The 16,836-nt window shown below is 43.0% G+C and carries 13 protein-coding genes; 3 read left to right on the forward strand and 10 right to left on the reverse strand.

The window, feature by feature from the left end; translation table 11 throughout:
• Positions 1–128: 128 nt before the first annotated feature.
• The gene (locus AAEY78_RS06510) at positions 129–992 is read right to left on the reverse strand and encodes a DMT family transporter (RefSeq protein ID WP_352338305.1); all 864 of its coding nucleotides are present in this window, start codon (positions 990–992) and stop codon (positions 129–131) included.
• A gap of 143 nt (positions 993–1,135) precedes the next feature.
• Here AAEY78_RS06510 and AAEY78_RS06515 point away from each other — a divergent pair, with 143 nt between their 5' ends.
• The gene (locus tag AAEY78_RS06515; RefSeq protein WP_352338307.1) at positions 1,136–2,515 is read left to right on the forward strand and encodes an aminotransferase-like domain-containing protein; all 1,380 of its coding nucleotides are present in this window, start codon (positions 1,136–1,138) and stop codon (positions 2,513–2,515) included.
• Between the two features lie 103 nt (positions 2,516–2,618).
• Here AAEY78_RS06515 and rplI read toward each other — a convergent pair whose 3' ends face one another.
• From rplI to ppsA, 5 genes are all read right to left on the reverse strand, one after another.
• Positions 2,619–3,122 carry a 50S ribosomal protein L9 gene (rplI, locus tag AAEY78_RS06520; RefSeq protein ID WP_352338309.1) on the reverse strand — a complete coding sequence of 168 codons (504 nt, stop codon included), beginning with the start codon at positions 3,120–3,122 and terminating at the stop codon, positions 2,619–2,621.
• A 20-nt stretch (positions 3,123–3,142) separates the two neighbouring features.
• Entirely contained in the window at positions 3,143–3,373 is a 231-nt protein-coding gene (gene rpsR, locus AAEY78_RS06525) for a 30S ribosomal protein S18 (protein WP_062536005.1), read from the reverse strand.
• A gap of 16 nt (positions 3,374–3,389) precedes the next feature.
• A complete protein-coding gene (gene rpsF, locus AAEY78_RS06530; RefSeq protein ID WP_182405539.1) occupies positions 3,390–3,797 on the reverse strand; it encodes a 30S ribosomal protein S6 in 408 nt (135 codons plus the stop codon).
• A gap of 304 nt (positions 3,798–4,101) precedes the next feature.
• On the reverse strand, positions 4,102–5,079 hold the full coding sequence (locus AAEY78_RS06535; RefSeq protein ID WP_352338311.1) for an RDD family protein: 978 nt from the start codon (positions 5,077–5,079) through the stop codon (positions 4,102–4,104).
• 258 nt (positions 5,080–5,337) lie between these two features.
• Positions 5,338–7,719 carry a phosphoenolpyruvate synthase gene (ppsA, locus tag AAEY78_RS06540; RefSeq protein WP_352338312.1) on the reverse strand — a complete coding sequence of 794 codons (2,382 nt, stop codon included), beginning with the start codon at positions 7,717–7,719 and terminating at the stop codon, positions 5,338–5,340.
• Positions 7,720–8,184: 465 nt separating this feature from the next.
• Between ppsA and ppsR the strand changes: the two genes are divergently transcribed.
• Both ppsR and sthA read left to right on the forward strand, forming a co-directional pair.
• Positions 8,185–9,081 (forward strand): posphoenolpyruvate synthetase regulatory kinase/phosphorylase PpsR, encoded by an 897-nt coding sequence (gene ppsR, locus AAEY78_RS06545; protein WP_352338313.1) that lies wholly within the window; start codon positions 8,185–8,187, stop codon positions 9,079–9,081.
• Positions 9,082–9,235: 154 nt separating this feature from the next.
• Positions 9,236–10,885 (forward strand): Si-specific NAD(P)(+) transhydrogenase, encoded by a 1,650-nt coding sequence (gene sthA / locus AAEY78_RS06550; RefSeq protein ID WP_352338315.1) that lies wholly within the window; start codon positions 9,236–9,238, stop codon positions 10,883–10,885.
• Between the two features lie 127 nt (positions 10,886–11,012).
• Here sthA and AAEY78_RS06555 read toward each other — a convergent pair whose 3' ends face one another.
• The 4 genes from AAEY78_RS06555 to AAEY78_RS06570 form a co-directional block, all read right to left on the reverse strand.
• Entirely contained in the window at positions 11,013–12,212 is a 1,200-nt protein-coding gene (locus tag AAEY78_RS06555; RefSeq protein WP_352338317.1) for an ABC transporter permease, read from the reverse strand.
• Positions 12,212–13,501, reverse strand: coding sequence for an ABC transporter permease (locus tag AAEY78_RS06560; protein WP_352338318.1), 1,290 nt, complete (start codon positions 13,499–13,501; stop codon positions 12,212–12,214). Before AAEY78_RS06560 ends, AAEY78_RS06555 begins: the two co-directional genes overlap by 1 nt.
• A 3-nt stretch (positions 13,502–13,504) precedes the next feature.
• Complete coding sequence (locus AAEY78_RS06565; protein WP_352338319.1) at positions 13,505–14,764, reverse strand: HlyD family secretion protein; 1,260 nt, start codon at positions 14,762–14,764, stop codon at positions 13,505–13,507.
• A gap of 125 nt (positions 14,765–14,889) precedes the next feature.
• Positions 14,890–16,533, reverse strand: coding sequence for a TolC family protein (locus AAEY78_RS06570; RefSeq protein WP_352338320.1), 1,644 nt, complete (start codon positions 16,531–16,533; stop codon positions 14,890–14,892).
• Positions 16,534–16,836: the final 303 nt, after the last annotated feature.

The following is a 16,836-nucleotide window of genomic DNA, read 5'->3' on the forward strand; positions in this document are numbered from 1 at the left end:
TGATAGTGTAGGACTGGTTCGGGTTCAACTCCCGCCATCTCCACCAAACATTAAAAATCCGATCACTTAGGTGGTCGGATTTTTTTATGCATTTAGTACTGAAAGTTAATGTTATTTATCAATATCATTTAGACTGCGAATTTTTTAGCGCCTACCATGCAAGCTACTGCGCCTAATGTACTTATTAGCATACCGATGCTTACTGTTTCATGAAGCAAGATAGCCGCTAATGTTAAACCTAGAAAGGGCTGCATCAGTTGTAACTGACCTACTGCTGCAATACCGCCCAAAGCTAAGCCGCGATACCAAAACACAAAGCCGATAAACATACTGAATAGAGACACATAAATTAAGCCTGCCCATGCTGTTATGCTTATTCCTACCAAAGATTTTGGCCATGTTAACCACGCGATAGGTAACATAATAGGTAACGATAGTACCAATGCCCAACTAATGACCTGCCAACCCCCTAATACTCTTGATAAACGTCCACCTTCTGCATAACCAAGAGCGCAAGCCACGACAGCGCCCATCATAAGCAAGCCTCCTACCAACGAGGTGTGTCCACTGCTTAATGCGGCATAACCGGCGACAAAAAAGCTACCTAATAAAGCAAATAACCAAAATAGGGCAGAAGGACGTTCGCTCCCACGCCAAACCGCAAAGATGGCGGTAAATAACGGTAATATTCCTAGAAATACTATCGCGTGTGCAGAGGTGACATATTGTAATGCCAATGCGCTTAGTAGAGGAAACCCAATGACCACGCCCAAAGTCACAATAGCTAATGCCGGAAAATCAGCTTTAGTCGGCATACGTTGTTTTAATAATAATAATACTGCGCCGCCAAGTAAGGCGGCAAGAATTGCTCTTGCAGCGGTAAGAAATACAGGATCAAATCCCATAATCGCTAGGCGTGTTGCTGGCAGCGACCCTGCAAAAATAACCACGCCAATAAAACCGCTAATCCATCCTTGAGTTATCTTTTTCATCGTCATCTCACTGTATGTTTAATGCAATGATTAAAACAAATTTATGGTAGGCATATCTATATACAGTCCAGTACAATTAGAAAGAACTGTTTGGCATCATTAACCCATACAGTAAAGTAGAGAGAATAACAGATGAGTGAAAAATGAAAGCTACCTTAACTCGCATTGAGACAGTCATGGCAGATGTGAAAGCAAAGATAGCAACTGTTATCTATATGCCGGGCACCCGCTTGCCTTCTGTTCGTGCCGCTGCTAAAAGCCATGGCTGTTCACCGTCAACAGTCGTAGAAGCTTATGAGCGGTTGCAAACAGAGGGGGTCATATACTCTCGTCCTGGCGCTGGTTTTTACGTTGCAGATATTACGGCACCGCTGTCTTTGGCAGATATGAGTCCAAACCTTGATCGAGCGGTAGACCCATTATGGATATCGAGACAGTCTTTAGAGCCTTCTAATAGTGCTTTAAAACCGGGTTGTGGCTGGTTACCACCAGATTGGTTGTATGAAGAGGGTATGCGTCGCGGATTACGGCAGGTCGCAAGAGCTGATTCTCAGGTGATTAGTGAATATGCGACGCCATTGGGGTTGCTAGCACTACGGCAATTACTGGCACGGCGTATGGCTGGCTTAGGTATTGATGCGGAACCATCGCAAGTGATATTAACGGAATCCGGCACACAGTCCATAGACCTGATTTTTCGCTTTTTATTGAGCCCAGGTGATACTGTAGTCGTGGATGATCCCTGCTATTTTAACTTCCATGCCTTATTGCGCGCGCATCGGGTCAAAGTAGTGGGCGTGCCTTATACGCCAACTGGTCCAGATGTGGATACCTTTGCAACAATTTTAGAAGAGCATAAGCCACGTCTTTATATTACCAATGCGGCGATACATAATCCAACTGGCGCAACGCTATCGCCAGCAACGGCATATCGTGTACTGCAATTGGCGCAGGCAGCAGGGCTATATATTATTGAAGATGATATTTTTGCAGATTTTGAGACCACTCCAGCGCCTAGGCTTGCTGCATTAGACGGTTTGTCACGAGTGTTTTACATAGGTAGTTTTTCTAAAACATTATCGGCATCCCTTCGCTGTGGTTATATTGCGGCTCCTGTTGAATGGGTAGAAAGCTTATTAGATTTAAAAATAGCGACGGGCTTTGGTGGTGGACAATTGGCGGCAGCAGTCGTGCTGTCTGCATTAACTGATAGTGGTTACCGTAAGCATATGAGTACGATACATACTCGTTTAGCACGTGCACGAGCGCAAACGGTGCCACGCTTGGCTACATTGGGTATTGTGCCGTGGCTGATACCTCAGGCTGGTATGTTTCTGTGGTGCAAACTCCCTCACAATAATAGCGCGGCTATATTAGCAAGCCGATGCTTGGCGCAGGGCGTAGTCCTAGCTCCGGGTAATGCGTTTAGCCAATCACAAAATGCAGAATGCTTTATGCGTTTTAATGTGGCACAAGCAAATGATGCACGTATATTTAAAGTGTTGGCTGGGGCATTAGATTAAAAATGCTTGCCGACAATATTTCTTAGCTATAAAAACAGTCACAAAAAAAGCCAGTAACATAAGCTACTGGCTTTTTTCAGATTTGAATCTGTTACGCTAAAGATTACTCTTCAGAATAGTCATCTTCGCTCTGATCATCTTCTACTGCTTGGTCATCACCATCTTCAGAAAGAATGGTAACTAAGATAGTGGCAGTAACGTCATGATGTAGTTGAATATCAACATTATATTCGCCCACTTGACGTAATGCACCTTCAGGAAGCTTGATCTCAGCGCGATCTACTTCTAAACCTGAGTTGGTTAATGCTTCAGCGATATCGCGTGTACCGATAGAACCAAATAATTTACCTTCGTCACCTGATTTAGCACGCATGATCACATTAACGTCAGTCAATGCATCAGCACGTTCTTGAGCGGTATCGAGCTCTTTTTTCTCTTCAGCTTCAAGTTCAGCACGACGTGCTTCGAACTTTTCAATGTTAACTGCAGTTGCAGGTAACGCTTTGCCGTGAGGGATAAGAAAGTTACGTCCGTAACCTGGTTTTACATCGACAGTTTCACCGAGTTTACCAAGGTTGACGATACGCTGTAACAAAATAATTTGCATGAGTCATTCCTAGTTAACGGTTAACCCTGATGGTTATCAGTGTATGGTAATAGCGAAAGATAACGAGCTTGCTTGATAGCAGTCGCTAGTTGACGCTGATATTTAGTAGATGTACCAGTAATACGGCTAGGTACGATTTTACCATTTTCACTGATATACTGTTTTAGCAATTCTACATCTTTATAATCGATGTGAGTGATGCCTTCAGCAGTGAAACGGCAGAATTTGCGACGGCGATAGAAACGTGCCATAAGTATTCTCCTTTAATTAGTCTTCACTGTGGTCGTTGTCGTCATTATCGTTTTCACGACTGTCTGGACGACGAGTAGTTGTTGCTTTGCGTGCACGTTTTTCATCGGCATTCTTAGCTAACTGCGACTCTTCAGTGATTGCGTCGTCACGGCGCATGACTAGGCTACGAATGATCGCGTCATTATAACGGAACAGCTCTTCAAGCTCAGCTAAAGTCTCACCGTTAGTTTCGATATTGAAAAGAACGTAATGAGCTTTATGAATCTTGTCGATTGGGTAAGCCAATTGACGACGACCCCAGTCTTCTAGACGATGGATGATGCCGTTGTTGTCTTGAACCAACTTGATGTAGCGTTCAACCATACCGACAACTTGGTCGCTTTGGTCTGGGTGTACAAGTAACACCACTTCGTAATGTCGCATAATGGACTCCTTACGGATTAGTAGCTATCAACCCTATGTTAATAGCAAGGAGATCTATGAGGTAAACTTAATCTTAAAATACTGAGTTTCGAAATAATAATTCTCAAAATGATAAGCCTCAAAATAATGAGGGATAAGCTTAGCTTATAAAGCGCCGTATTATAGCAGCAACTCTACCTGAACACAAAGGGTTATCGCCTGTACGCATTTAATAAAATTATAAAATAAATAATACAGGCAAATAAAAAAGCAACGTTTGAACGCTGCTCTTTATATGACTAAGGATAATCTATTACTAATGGCGTTATTTTTTGCGTTTTACCAATTGGCTATTATCTGCTTTGACTACTAGGGTTTTAGCAAGTTTGTCATGCCAGCCGATATTTTGTGGGCTTTTATATGCTGCATAATAATGCATCCCAATTACTATAAACCCTAAAAAGCTGGTAAAGGAAAACAGCAAATTATAAATGATAAACAGCATTAGGGTACGCATGCCGACCAGTTTAATAAATGATGGCAAGCGATGGGTGGTTTGATCTACCACACGGATACCAGTTAATAGCTTACCAAGTGACTGACCACGCAGCATAATAAACAACAGCTGCAAGGTAAATAGCCCAAAAACCATCACCTGTGACATCATCAAAGTGGCGCTTGGGATGTTCTCCATTAGGGTCATGGAGTATTGATACGCAGCATCTATATTTTGGATATCTTGAAACTTAGTATAGTCAATATTCATCTTAGTTAATGCCATTACCAATGGAACGATAGATAGCACATATAGCAAACCATTGATCGCAGTCGCTAATAGTCGTGACATGATAGGAGCTAAGACCACATTTCCAACCACTTTATCTTTGGCAGAAATGGGCGCGTTATTCGACTTATTTAAGGAGACATTATGGGCTGGCGTTTGCTGACGATTGCTCGTCATATCCATCTTGGCATTATCTGCTGGACGCTCTGCTTTGCCATACAATCTATCAATAGAGACTTTATTATCTGAATTGCTTTGAGCGTTATTGGTGTCTTCTGGAAACACAGTGACATTATTAATAATATGGTCATCGGTGCTGGTGTTATTCATTGTGGCAGTAGGAAGTGGACGATACACGGTTTGATTACCGGTTAAATCGCCAAGACGCTGCCATTGATCTAAACCGTCATGCCATACTAAGTCATCAAGTGTCACTTCACCCGATGCCAGCATGATGTTCAGTTGTTCTAAATTATAAGGTCCGGCTTGTACGTTATTTCGAGCAAGGAAAATCTGCATAGTTGCCTACATTCATTGGGAGTTATGTCTTATAGTATTATATTAGGATACGGTTGCCATTAACAAGTGAGCTTTATTAACACATTTAGTAAAGGCTAGAGACAATTTTAGCATCCGCCATATACGGCTTAGGGTTTGTCTGGTCACTCATCAGTATAAATGATAAATGGCAGACAAACCCTAAAATGTACGCTAATACTTATTTATTAATAATAGCTAGCTGTAGCCTATTGTTTTTCTAGCAATGATGACCGTTTATTATGCTTCTTCACCTGCTAGGAAGAACCAAGTATCAAGTACAGAGTCAGGGTTCAGTGATACTGAGCTAATGCCTTGTTCCATTAACCAAAAAGCGAAATCTGGATGGTCGGATGGACCTTGACCACAGATGCCGATATATTTATTGGCTTTGCGGCAGGCTTCAATCGCCATAGACAATAGTTTCTTCACTGCAAGATCGCGCTCATCAAACAGATGCGAGATGATGCCTGAGTCACGGTCAAGACCTAGCGTTAACTGAGTCAAATCGTTTGAACCAATTGAGAAACCATCGAAGTGTTCTAAGAACTCATCAGCAAGTAAACAGTTGGTTGGTAGCTCACACATCATGATGACGCGCAGACCGTTTTCGCCACGTTTTAAGCCATTTTTCTCAAGTAATTCAAGTACTTGCTTGGCTTCATCAACGGTACGTACGAATGGAATCATAATCTCGACGTTGGTCAAGCCCATGGTATCACGTACGTGTTTCAGAGCTTTACATTCAAGCTCAAAGCAATCACGGAAGTTGTCCGACACATAACGGCTGGCACCGCGGAAGCCTAACATTGGGTTTTCTTCTGATGGCTCGTATAACTTACCACCAAGCAAGTTAGCGTATTCGTTTGATTTAAAATCAGACATACGTACGATAACTGGCTGATCCATAAAGGCAACGGCTAAGGTTGAGATGCCTTCAACCAATTTATCCACATAAAAATCAACAGGTGAGGCATAACCAGCGATGCGCTCATTAATAGCTTGTGCCACTTCGCGTGGTAAGCTGTTCATGTTCAGTAACGCTTTTGGATGCACGCCAATCATACGGTTGATGATAAACTCAAGACGGGCAAGACCAATACCTTCATTTGGCATTTGAGTAAATGAGAAGGCACGGTCTGGATTACCGACGTTCATCATCACTTTGAATGCCAAATCAGGCATAGATTCGATAGAATTGGTTTGTATTTCAAAGTCAATTTGGCTCTCATAAATAAAGCCAGTATCGCCTTCGGCACAAGATACGGTGACGTCTTGACCATCAACCAATAATTCAGTGGCGTTACCACAACCAACGATAGCCGGTACACCAAGCTCACGCGCAATAATGGCGGCATGACACGTACGACCACCACGGTTGGTGATAATCGCTGCCGCACGTTTCATAACCGGTTCCCAATCTGGATCGGTCATGTCTGAAACCAGAACGTCGCCTTCTTGAACCTTGTCCATCTCATTTAAGTTGCTAACGATACGTACTTTACCCGCGCCAATACGTTGACCGATTGAACGACCTTCGCATAAGATTTTGGCACCTTTAGTATCGATGACATAGCGTTCCATCACGTTGCTGTCTTGACGGCTCTTAACGGTTTCAGGACGGGCTTGCACGATAAAAATCTCGTTGCTATCGCCATCTTTTGCCCATTCGATGTCCATCGCTTGACCGTAATGCTTTTCAATGGTCACAGCTTGCTTGGCAAGATTGGTCAGCTCTTCAGTAGTCAACGAGAACTGCATACGCTCTTGCTTTTCAACGTCAACGACTTTAACCGATTTGGCAGTGCTGCCTTCTTCGCCATAAATCATTTTCTTTTGCTTACTACCAAGGTTACGGCGAATAATCGCAGGTTTACCATTGGCTAGTAATTGCTTTGAGATATAGAACTCATCAGGGTTAACTGCGCCTTGCACAACCATTTCACCCAAGCCATAGCTTGACGTGATAAAGACCACTTGGTCAAAGCCACTTTCGGTATCTAGAGTGAACATCACGCCAGCTGCGCCCGTTTCTGAACGTACCATACGTTGTACGGCAGCAGACAATGCGACGCCTTCATGCTCAAAACCTTTATGCACACGATAAGAGATTGCGCGGTCATTGTATAAAGAGGCAAATACTTCTTTAATAGCAATAAGAACGTTATCAATACCGCGAATGTTTAAATAAGTTTCTTGCTGACCAGCAAATGACGCATCTGGTAAATCTTCAGCAGTGGCAGAAGAACGTACGGCAACTGCAATTTCTTGTCCATCGCTCATTTCTGCAAATGAATCACGCACGGCTTGCTCTAAATCTTTTGGTAATTCTTGCTCAACAATCCAGTTACGGATTTTTTTACCGGTTGCGGCAAGTTTTACAACGTCATCAACGTCAAGCGATTTCAGCTCACTGTTAATTTTGTCCAGTAAGCCAGTTTCGTTTAAAAAACGATAAAAAGCATTTGAAGTTGTGGCAAAGCCGCCTGGAACACTAACGCCCAAATCAGATAAGTGACTGATCATTTCACCAAGTGAGGCATTCTTGCCACCGACCATTTCGATGTCGTCTTTTCCTAACTGATCAAGATTAATTACAAGTGCTGTAGATTCCGCTGCCATGATAACTCCAGAAAATAAGGTTATTTAGTAAAGATTATAACGCCAGATTATACCCGTATATTTGGACGATTTCGAGTAATTTTGGCAAATATTTTCTAAATATGGACAATACTTCGCTTGTTTATGAAAAATAATCGAGTTTTTAAGGAAATGCATATTTTTCACTATTGTGGATGATAGATGACTAGACATTTTTATAGGACGATAAAACGTTATTTAAGGCGTATTAAAGGCTAATAAATAACGATAATAAAGGGTAACGCGGCATTATAAAAATAAATGATAGAGAAATAGAGATAGATAAGTCTAAAATGATGACTAAAACGCAGGCTTAAGAGTTATGCTAACATTGATTTCTATTGGCTGCCTATTGTGAGTATAATGTCAGTCATCAATGCTTAACCTATGTTTAACTTATGCTTAATAAGTCACCTATTCAAAGGCACCTATCGAGGTTTTTCAGTTATGTATTCAAGCAATCCGTCTGAGCAAAACAAACCCACGATTCAAAATCACCATGCGCTAAGCTTGGACAATTCACAAACCCTCCGTAGTGCGTTTTTTATCTCTGATGGGACAGCGATTACTGCTGAGACGTTGGGTCGTTCGATATTAAGTCAATTTGCCTCGGTGCCATTTGAAACGCGTGTGTTGCCTTACGTCGATACCTTGGAGCGCGCCGACGATGCGGTTGAGCAAATTAATCTTGCTTATCAGCGTGATGGTCTATTGCCTTTGGTATTTGATACGATTGTCAATCCTGAGATTCGTGAAAAGATAAATGCGGCTCGCAGTTGTAATTTAGATATGTATGAAGGGTTGATTGGGCGTATTGCAGAAGAAATAGGTGTGGAACCGGATGGTGATTCTGGGCATGCGCATGATCATGTAGACTCTGAGACTTATAAAGAGCGTATCGATGCGGTGCATTTTGCACTTGATAATGATGATGGGGCGCGCACTCGTCATTATCATGCCGCCGATATTATTTTGATTGGCGTATCGCGTTCGGGTAAGACACCGACATCGTTATATTTAGCGCTACAATTTGGTATTCGGGCGGCGAACTATCCGCTGACTGAAGATGATTTATACGACAATCAGTTGCCAAAAGCGTTGCGCGAGCATAAAGATAAGCTCTTTGGGCTCATCATTGATACCGATCGCTTGGTTAAAATCCGTCAAGAACGCCGCGCTGGCAGTCGTTATTCAAGCTATCAGCAATGTCAGCAAGAGCAGCGCGCGATACAAGGCATCTATACCTCACAAGGTATTCCAAGTCTCGATGTATCTGAGATGTCCGTTGAAGAGATTGCCACGCGTATCTTGCAGATGACTGGGCTAAAGCGCCGCATTGGCTAAAGTTTCCGTACCCTATAGCATTAACGTTATACGGTATAAAAACAATTTAATATTAGGCTCAGCTAAAAGCCATAAAAATTCACTATAGCGAACACTATAGTATGTAACGATTATTTATTAACCCGCTGAAAAATCATAAAGTAAAGAGGATACAATGGGAAGAAAAAGTAAAGGCGATACCACTAATGATACCGGTCGTGATGTGACTACTGAAGTTTCTAATAAAAGCAGTGGCAGCGCACCTGTTGCACTGCCTGAAGTGACTGAGCCTGCTAGTAAAAATGAGCGTATTGAACAAACGCATGAGCAGATTAATGACGATATCATGCATCATCCAGATTTGGTCAATCCACTAGACGATACCCGTATCGATGTAAAATCTGGCTTTACCAAGGACTCACAACGTCTTAAAGGCGATAAGCATGAGTTTGAATATGATGCAGTCGTATTAGGCGCAGGTCCTGCTGGTGAAGCCGCTGCGATGAAGCTGGCGAAAGCTGGCAAGAAAGTTGTGGTCATTGATCCGCGTGAACAAGTCGGTGGTAACTGTACTCACGTTGGTACGATTCCTAGTAAGGCGCTGCGTCAATCCGTCTTTAACTTGATTAACTTTCGCCGTGACCAGATGTTTACTAAGGCAATGGATTATCATCAAGTGCCACTTAATATCGTGCTTGCCAAAGCTCGCAAAGTGATTTTGCAACAGGTGCAGACGCACACTCGTTTTTATGAGCGCAACCAAATTGAAGTGATTCACGGTTGGGCAAATTTCGTTGATAAAAACACCATACGTATTGAGATTGATGACAATACGTTTGAAACCATCACTTTTAATAAAGCGATTATTACGGTAGGTAGCCGTCCGTATCGTCCTGATATGTTAGATTTCAATCATCCACGTGTATTTGACTCTGACAAAATCTTACAAATGGATTATGTGGTCAAAAAAATCATTATCTATGGCGCAGGTGTGATTGGCTGTGAATATGCTTCTATCTTTACCGGTCTTGGTTATAAAGTCGACTTGATTAATAATCAAAATCAGCTGCTAAGCTACCTTGATAGTGAAATCAGTGATGCGATTGCTCATGACTTCCGTCAGTTCGGTGTGGTTATCCGTAGTAATGAGGAAATTGACCATCTAGAAACGCATGATGACTGTGTGATTTTGCATCTAAAAAGCGGTAAGAAAATCAAATCCGATGCGATTTTATGGTCAAATGGACGCTCAGGTAATACTGAAGGCTTAAACTTAGAATGTTTAGGTCTAGAAGCCAATAGTCGCGGTCAGCTCAAAGTTGATGATACTTATTGTACTGAAGTTGAAAACATTTATGCGGCGGGCGACGTTATCGGATGGCCGTCATTGGCATCTGCCGCTTATGACCAAGGGCGCTGTGCGGCAGCATTCATGGTCGGTGATCTTGATGCAGAACCAGTATCAAGCGTCCCAACCGGCATTTATACCATTCCTGAAATTTCATGCATTGGCAAAACCGAGCAAGAATTAACAGATGCCAAAGTACCTTATGAAGTGGGTCAGGCATTCTTTAAACACTTGGCGCGTGCCCAGATTATAGGTGAGCGCTCAGGGGTTCTAAAAATCTTATTCCACCGTGAGACGTTAGAGATTTTAGGGATTCATTGCTACGGCAATCATGCTTCTGAGATTATTCACATTGGGCAAGCGGTGATGAAATGTAACGCCACGCTGGAATACTTTGTTAATACCACCTTTAACTATCCAACCATGGCAGAAGCCTATCGCGTTGCGGCATTAAATGGTTTGAACCGTATATTTTAAAGGTTGCAAGGATTAAAGAAGGATGTAAGCATTAAAATGAGCTAATAAAAAAGCGTCTGTCATAGTACAGGCGCTTTTTTTATGCATTTTTTAGGAAGTTAAAATGAGTTTTTTATTTTAATGCTTATCAAGCCTTTCTATTTTCAACTGTAACATCTTTAATGGGGCGAGCATCCTGCATACGCCAGCGAAATAATAACAGTAGAATAAAGTAAAATACCCATAATCCGGCAAGCACGTAAAAACCCGTAGCCACTTGCGTAATACTGGCACCCATTTGATTTAATTGTACCGAGGTATTTAGCCCGGGCGTGGTCGGCACCAGCCAGCGTATGACTTGCAAAACTTCTGGCAACTGGTTGGCAGGCCAAGGATAGCCACTTAAGAAGAATATCGGTAGCGAGCTAAAAATTAATATCTGCAAGCTGCGTTCGCGCTGGCGAAACCATAAGCCAAGTACGCAGCCAAGAGTTGCTACTGTTGGGCAAAATAGCGCTAAAAACAGCAAGCTGCCAAGCATATTCTGCCCGCGTGGATAATCATGCAGCTCAAACATCCAGCCATAATAAAAACAGCCAATCAAAAAGCTGAGCAAGCTTAACCCTGTAATGCGCCCAAGCCAGCCGCGGATACTGGTCGCATGGCGGCGCTCTTCATACCACGTGCCAATGAGCATTGCCGTCGCCATTAATAATGTCTGCTGCAAAATAAGAATTGCAACCGCCGGCACAACATAAGCGCCATAACCTTGAGTTTGGTTGTATAACGGAATAATTTGTAACGGCACGGCTTGGGTATTTTTTGCAGCCGTAGGCGAATATGCCCCTTGTGCCACGTTTTTCTTTACCTCAATGCCTGCTGACACGGTACTGACCGCCTGCAAAAATCCCAGTTGCACGTTTCTATTTAAAATAAAGTAACCACCATTGCCAAGCACGCTGACACTGGCGGCTTTTCCTGATAATACTTGTTGCTCAAGCCCACTTGGAATAATCATATAGCCAGCAATGGCACCCGACCAAATCGCTGTTTTTGCTGCTTGCTCATTATGAAAGGTTTCGACATCAATTTGTGGACTGGCGCTTGAATAATGGACAATCGTACGTGATAGCGCACTATTATCATGGTCAATAATACCAACGGGCACATGATTGACCACTTCTGCTGAATACGGCCACGGATAAAAAAAGCCATAAATAATAGGTGCAATAATGAGCATTAATAGCACACCTTTATCTACAAAGATGTCTTTAAGCGTTTGTATAAAACTACCCAAAAAAGTCTGCGCTGAGAGTGTATGTTGTGGGATAAGATTTGATTTCGACATTAGCGAGCGCCCCAACGTTCAGGATGCGCCAAAGCGCGTTTGGTGAATAAAGTGGTTAAGCTCATTGCCACAATAGTTGCCAATGCCAAGCCATAAATAATAGGCATGGAAATAGCAACGGGTGCTTGCATTTGTAATTGTGCGATATGCAGCTTTAAATAATGGGTGAGCGGCAGCGCATCTGACCAATGCTGGGCACTGTCACTAATCGCAATATAAGGAAAAGTGACCCCGGCAAAGGCGTAAGAGGGTGCTGAGATAAAACCAGTTGCGGACAAGCCCGTGCGTAAAGAAAACGAGCCAAGGGTAAAGATTGCTCCCAGCCAAAAGGAAAGTGCCATCAATAATAATAAACCGCAATATGTGATTATTAACGAGTCAACAGCAACCGCTTGCTGTCGAGTAGCAAGCCATAACGCCAACGCTGCCCAAATACTATAGGCAAGCATTGCCCAAACATATTTACCTAACAGACCAGCTGCTATGACAGTTAGCTGTAATTTTTTTGGCGTTGATACTGATTGATATAAAGTTTTATCCGCGGTTTGTAGCGCATTACTGTTTAAACTATTGCTATTTTCTAACATTAAATCAGGATAACCAAGCGCTATAAAATGATACCAGCGTCCTAGCCGCTTATCGCGCAGCTCGCGCCCGATAGTGGTTGCACCAATTACCATCGCTAATATATGCAATAACGCTGGAATGACGGTTGATGCTAAAAATTGCTGGTAGTTGGTTGCCGCATTAAACAAGCTGATACGCTGAATACTAATGGGTGAATAGGCGATTGCCGCTTGCGACGGCGCCATGCCTTGTTTAATTAAGCGTTTTATCTCAACGCCTGCAGATAAGGTGCCGGCTACGGATTGCACGCTTTTTTGGATAATACCTGAATGGGTGCCGTATTGGGCATTAACTTGCAATATCAATGGCGCAGGTTTACTGGATAAAATATTGCGCTCAAAGTCTTCAGGAATAATAACCAGCGCATAAATATCGCGTTGTAATATTGCCGCTTTTGCAGTGGCTGGCAAGTGATAAAATTGCTGAATGGTGATATCAGGGCTGGCTTCTAAGTAGCGCGCGACTGTATTAGAGATAGGGCTGTTGTCTTGGTCAATTACGCCAATCGGCAAATCAGTGATTTGAGTTTGGGAAAAAATCCACCACACCAGTAAGACAGTTGCAAGTGGTAACCATACTATCATGGTCAAATCCCACGGATTTTTGGCTAAAAACCGCCACTCATAAGCGCTACTGCGACTAAAAGCCTGAATAAGGCGCATTGCTTACCCTTTAACTTTATTAGATTGAGCCGTATTGGACACTTGCGGTGTGATACGCACGATGACGCTCATACCTGCGCGAATTCGAGGGTCAGGCGTGGTAGGGCGTGCTTTGATTTCAAAGGTACGCACATCAAAACCATCCTCACTGTTGGTCTGTCGCCATGTCGCAAAATCTGATAGCGTTGAGGTTGCATAAACCGTAAATGATCTGATAAACGGTTGGTCGGGCGATGACAGCGCAGGAATAGTGCCGGTAAATTGCTGACCAATGGCAAATTGATTTAGGTACGTCTCAGTAACGTTAAGCACCACCCATTGCTTATTGGTATCGACTAGGGTTAGTAGTGGCACGCCTTCACCGATGACCTCACCAGGACTCACAATCACATTATCAACAATACCGGCAATAGGGCTTTTTAAGTTTGCTTCTTCTTTGGCAACCAAGGCTTCATCAAGCTTGGCATCGACTTGCGCCACTTGCGCCGTGGCAGCCGACTTGTCTTCGCTACGCGCGCCTTCCATCGCCAAATCATATTGCAATCGTGCGGCTTCGGTTTGACCTTGAGTGGCTAACGATTGGGCAAAAGCTTCATCGCGTTTTTGCCGCGCCATTAAGCCTTCTTCATAAAGGCGATTGACGCGCTCATAAGTGTTGGCTGCTAAGTCAGAAGCCGCTTTATTGGCAAGCCATGCCGCTTTTGCTTGAGCAATCTCTTGAGGACGTGCGCCATTTTCAGCTTTATCGAGCTGACTTTGTGCCATTTGCTTACCTGCACGCGCCTGATTAATCTTGGCATTAATCTCAGGAGAATCCATCTTAATCAGCTGCTGACCAATAGTGACCATGTCGCCTTCGGTAACTAAAATCTGAGCGATACGCCCCGGTACTTTTGCTGCGATAGAGGTTTGTTGCATCTGCATTTGCCCTTGCAAGGTAATCACTTCGGGCTCGTTATGTTGCGTGCTTTTTAATAACCCATAACCGATAGCACCAAGAATGACGATAATAAGCAGTGCCACAATAACTTTTTTAATAACAGCGGAAGATTTGGTTTTTGATTGGCGACGCTGGTAGGCAGGTATGTTTGACGTGTTTTCAAGCGCGTCATCGTGCTCAACTTCATTGTCTTTAATATGGGTTTTATTTGTTTCTGTTTCCCTAATATCTGTAGATAGGTGCTCAGCGCTTTTCCCGCCATGTTGCTCGGTAGCATCGTGAGAGTTTTGAGCGTTGTCTACATCATTCTTAGGGTCGTGCATGGTTATGAGATTCCTAAAGCAATAAAATCAGGGAGTAGCAAGGCAATGTTTTATTTTTAATAACTTAACTATAAAATAATAGCAGTGATAAAAATTTAAAATTTATTCCTTTACGGTCTTAAAAACTATTCGCTATATAAAGTCGGCAATCTGATATCGGCTGCATTTAAATAAGCGTTAAAGGCGAGGGGTGTGCCACAGCTTTGCATTAATGCTGACAGTCCTTGCACATAATTGTTTGCCGCTTGTGCTTGTTCGGTGCGCGCTTTTAAATACTGAGTTTGCGCTTGTACCACATCAACGGTGGTATTAACGCCTTCTTGGAGACCCAAGCGGCGCAAACGTAACACTTCGGCTGCTAAGTCAACGTTGCTTTGCAGCGCTTGATAACGGGATTGGGCGTTATTCACATCGTGCCAATTTTTTTCAACCAGTAGTAATAAGTTATCACTAAGCTCAATCTCTGATAAATCCGCTTGACGTATTTTGGCACTGCTTGAGGCAAGCAATGCAGTTTTATCAAGTCCACCCCATAGTTTCCAACTTGCCGATACGCCAGCAACCCAGCTGGGCTTTGCTTCTAATTCGCCATAGCCATATAGCATAACAGTAGGTTTATGACCGGTGTCTGATAGTGCATGTAGATGCTGCGCTTGGGCTCGTTTGGCTGCGAATTTTTGCAATCCTGGATGGTGATGCAATGCCAGATCTTGAAAGTAGCTGACATCAGGTAGCTGGCGACTAGAGACAAATAGCGGTGTGGTCGGTTTGATAGGATAGTCGGTACGCAATAGACGTTGCAGCGCAATCATCGCGAGCCTAGCGTCATTATTGGCATTGACCGCCTCGCTACTGGCATCTGCTAAGGCTGATTGAGCTTCTAGGCGCTCAACCCGAGAGATAAACCCTTCTTCAAACAAGCGCTTTGCCATATGATCGGTCTGCTGCAAGGTATCATAGGCATCTTCACGTAAGTAGGCAGCAATAATCGCCAATTGCGCTTTAAAATAACGCTCAGTTAAGGTGTTATATAGCTCGTTTTTATCCAAGACACTATCCGCGACTGCCTCTTGGGTACGTGCATCCGACAATCCTGTTAATGCTGTGGTACGCCCTGCGGTATAGACTGGCCAAACCACGCCAACGCCCGCACCTGTCCGTGTGCCTGAACGTTTAAAATCATAGCTGTTTGGCAAACGCTCACCCACCAACTCCCCAAAATTCGGTAAGTTAGGGAGAGAAGGAATAATATCGCCAACGTTCGCACCGACATTATTGACCCCATTAATAACGCCATTTTTCAAGTTAGATAAATCAATGTCTTCCTGCAGCGTATAGGCACTAGCAGATACTTGGGCAAATACAAACGGATTGTCTATCGTTTTTAGCGCATCTGTTTGATAATCGCTTGCAGCAATGGCAGCTTGATTAGCCGCCAGTTTCGGTGAGACTTGTAATAATATATTTTGCGCTTGTTCGAGGCTTAAAAAACTGGATACTTCTAACGGATAGCTGTTATCAATATTTTTATGGGTAATAGGGTCAGTTATAGTACTAAGCGTGTGCGTATTCTTGCTATCAGGGCGGCTTATTTCTGTCACTGCCGACTTATTCATGCTGGCAATTTGGCTGGTTTTCACGTTATCTATATTAGTATTGCTATCTTCAGCCGCAACTTTATTTTTGACCTCTGCAACCGTAGGTGTAGTCAATCCCATTACTAAGGTAGCAATCATGGCAGTAGATAAAGACGACAACGTAAATTTCATAAGTTCAGTACGCCATTGATAAGAAAGGTTGAGAGGACAACAAGATGCATACTGTAGAGCCACAATCATGACGGGTCAATGCTCATTAAAAACTTGTATTATCTTTTATAAGCCATTAGCGATTTAAATATAAGGCATTAGCTATGCAAAAACACCTGTAATATATAAGGGTACTATCATTTTTAGGCTAAAATTATACAAGATTTGTCCCTGTTAGCCGTTATTGTTTTGGTGCATTCAAACGAATAAGTAAATTAAATAGAGTAATAGCTTATAAAAACGAGTATTTAAAAGGTTAATGAT

Origin of the sequence: Psychrobacter sp. 16-MNA-CIBAN-0192, from assembly GCF_040309565.1 — a bacterium.
In the GTDB taxonomy this organism is placed as follows: Bacteria; Pseudomonadota; Gammaproteobacteria; order Pseudomonadales; family Moraxellaceae; genus Psychrobacter.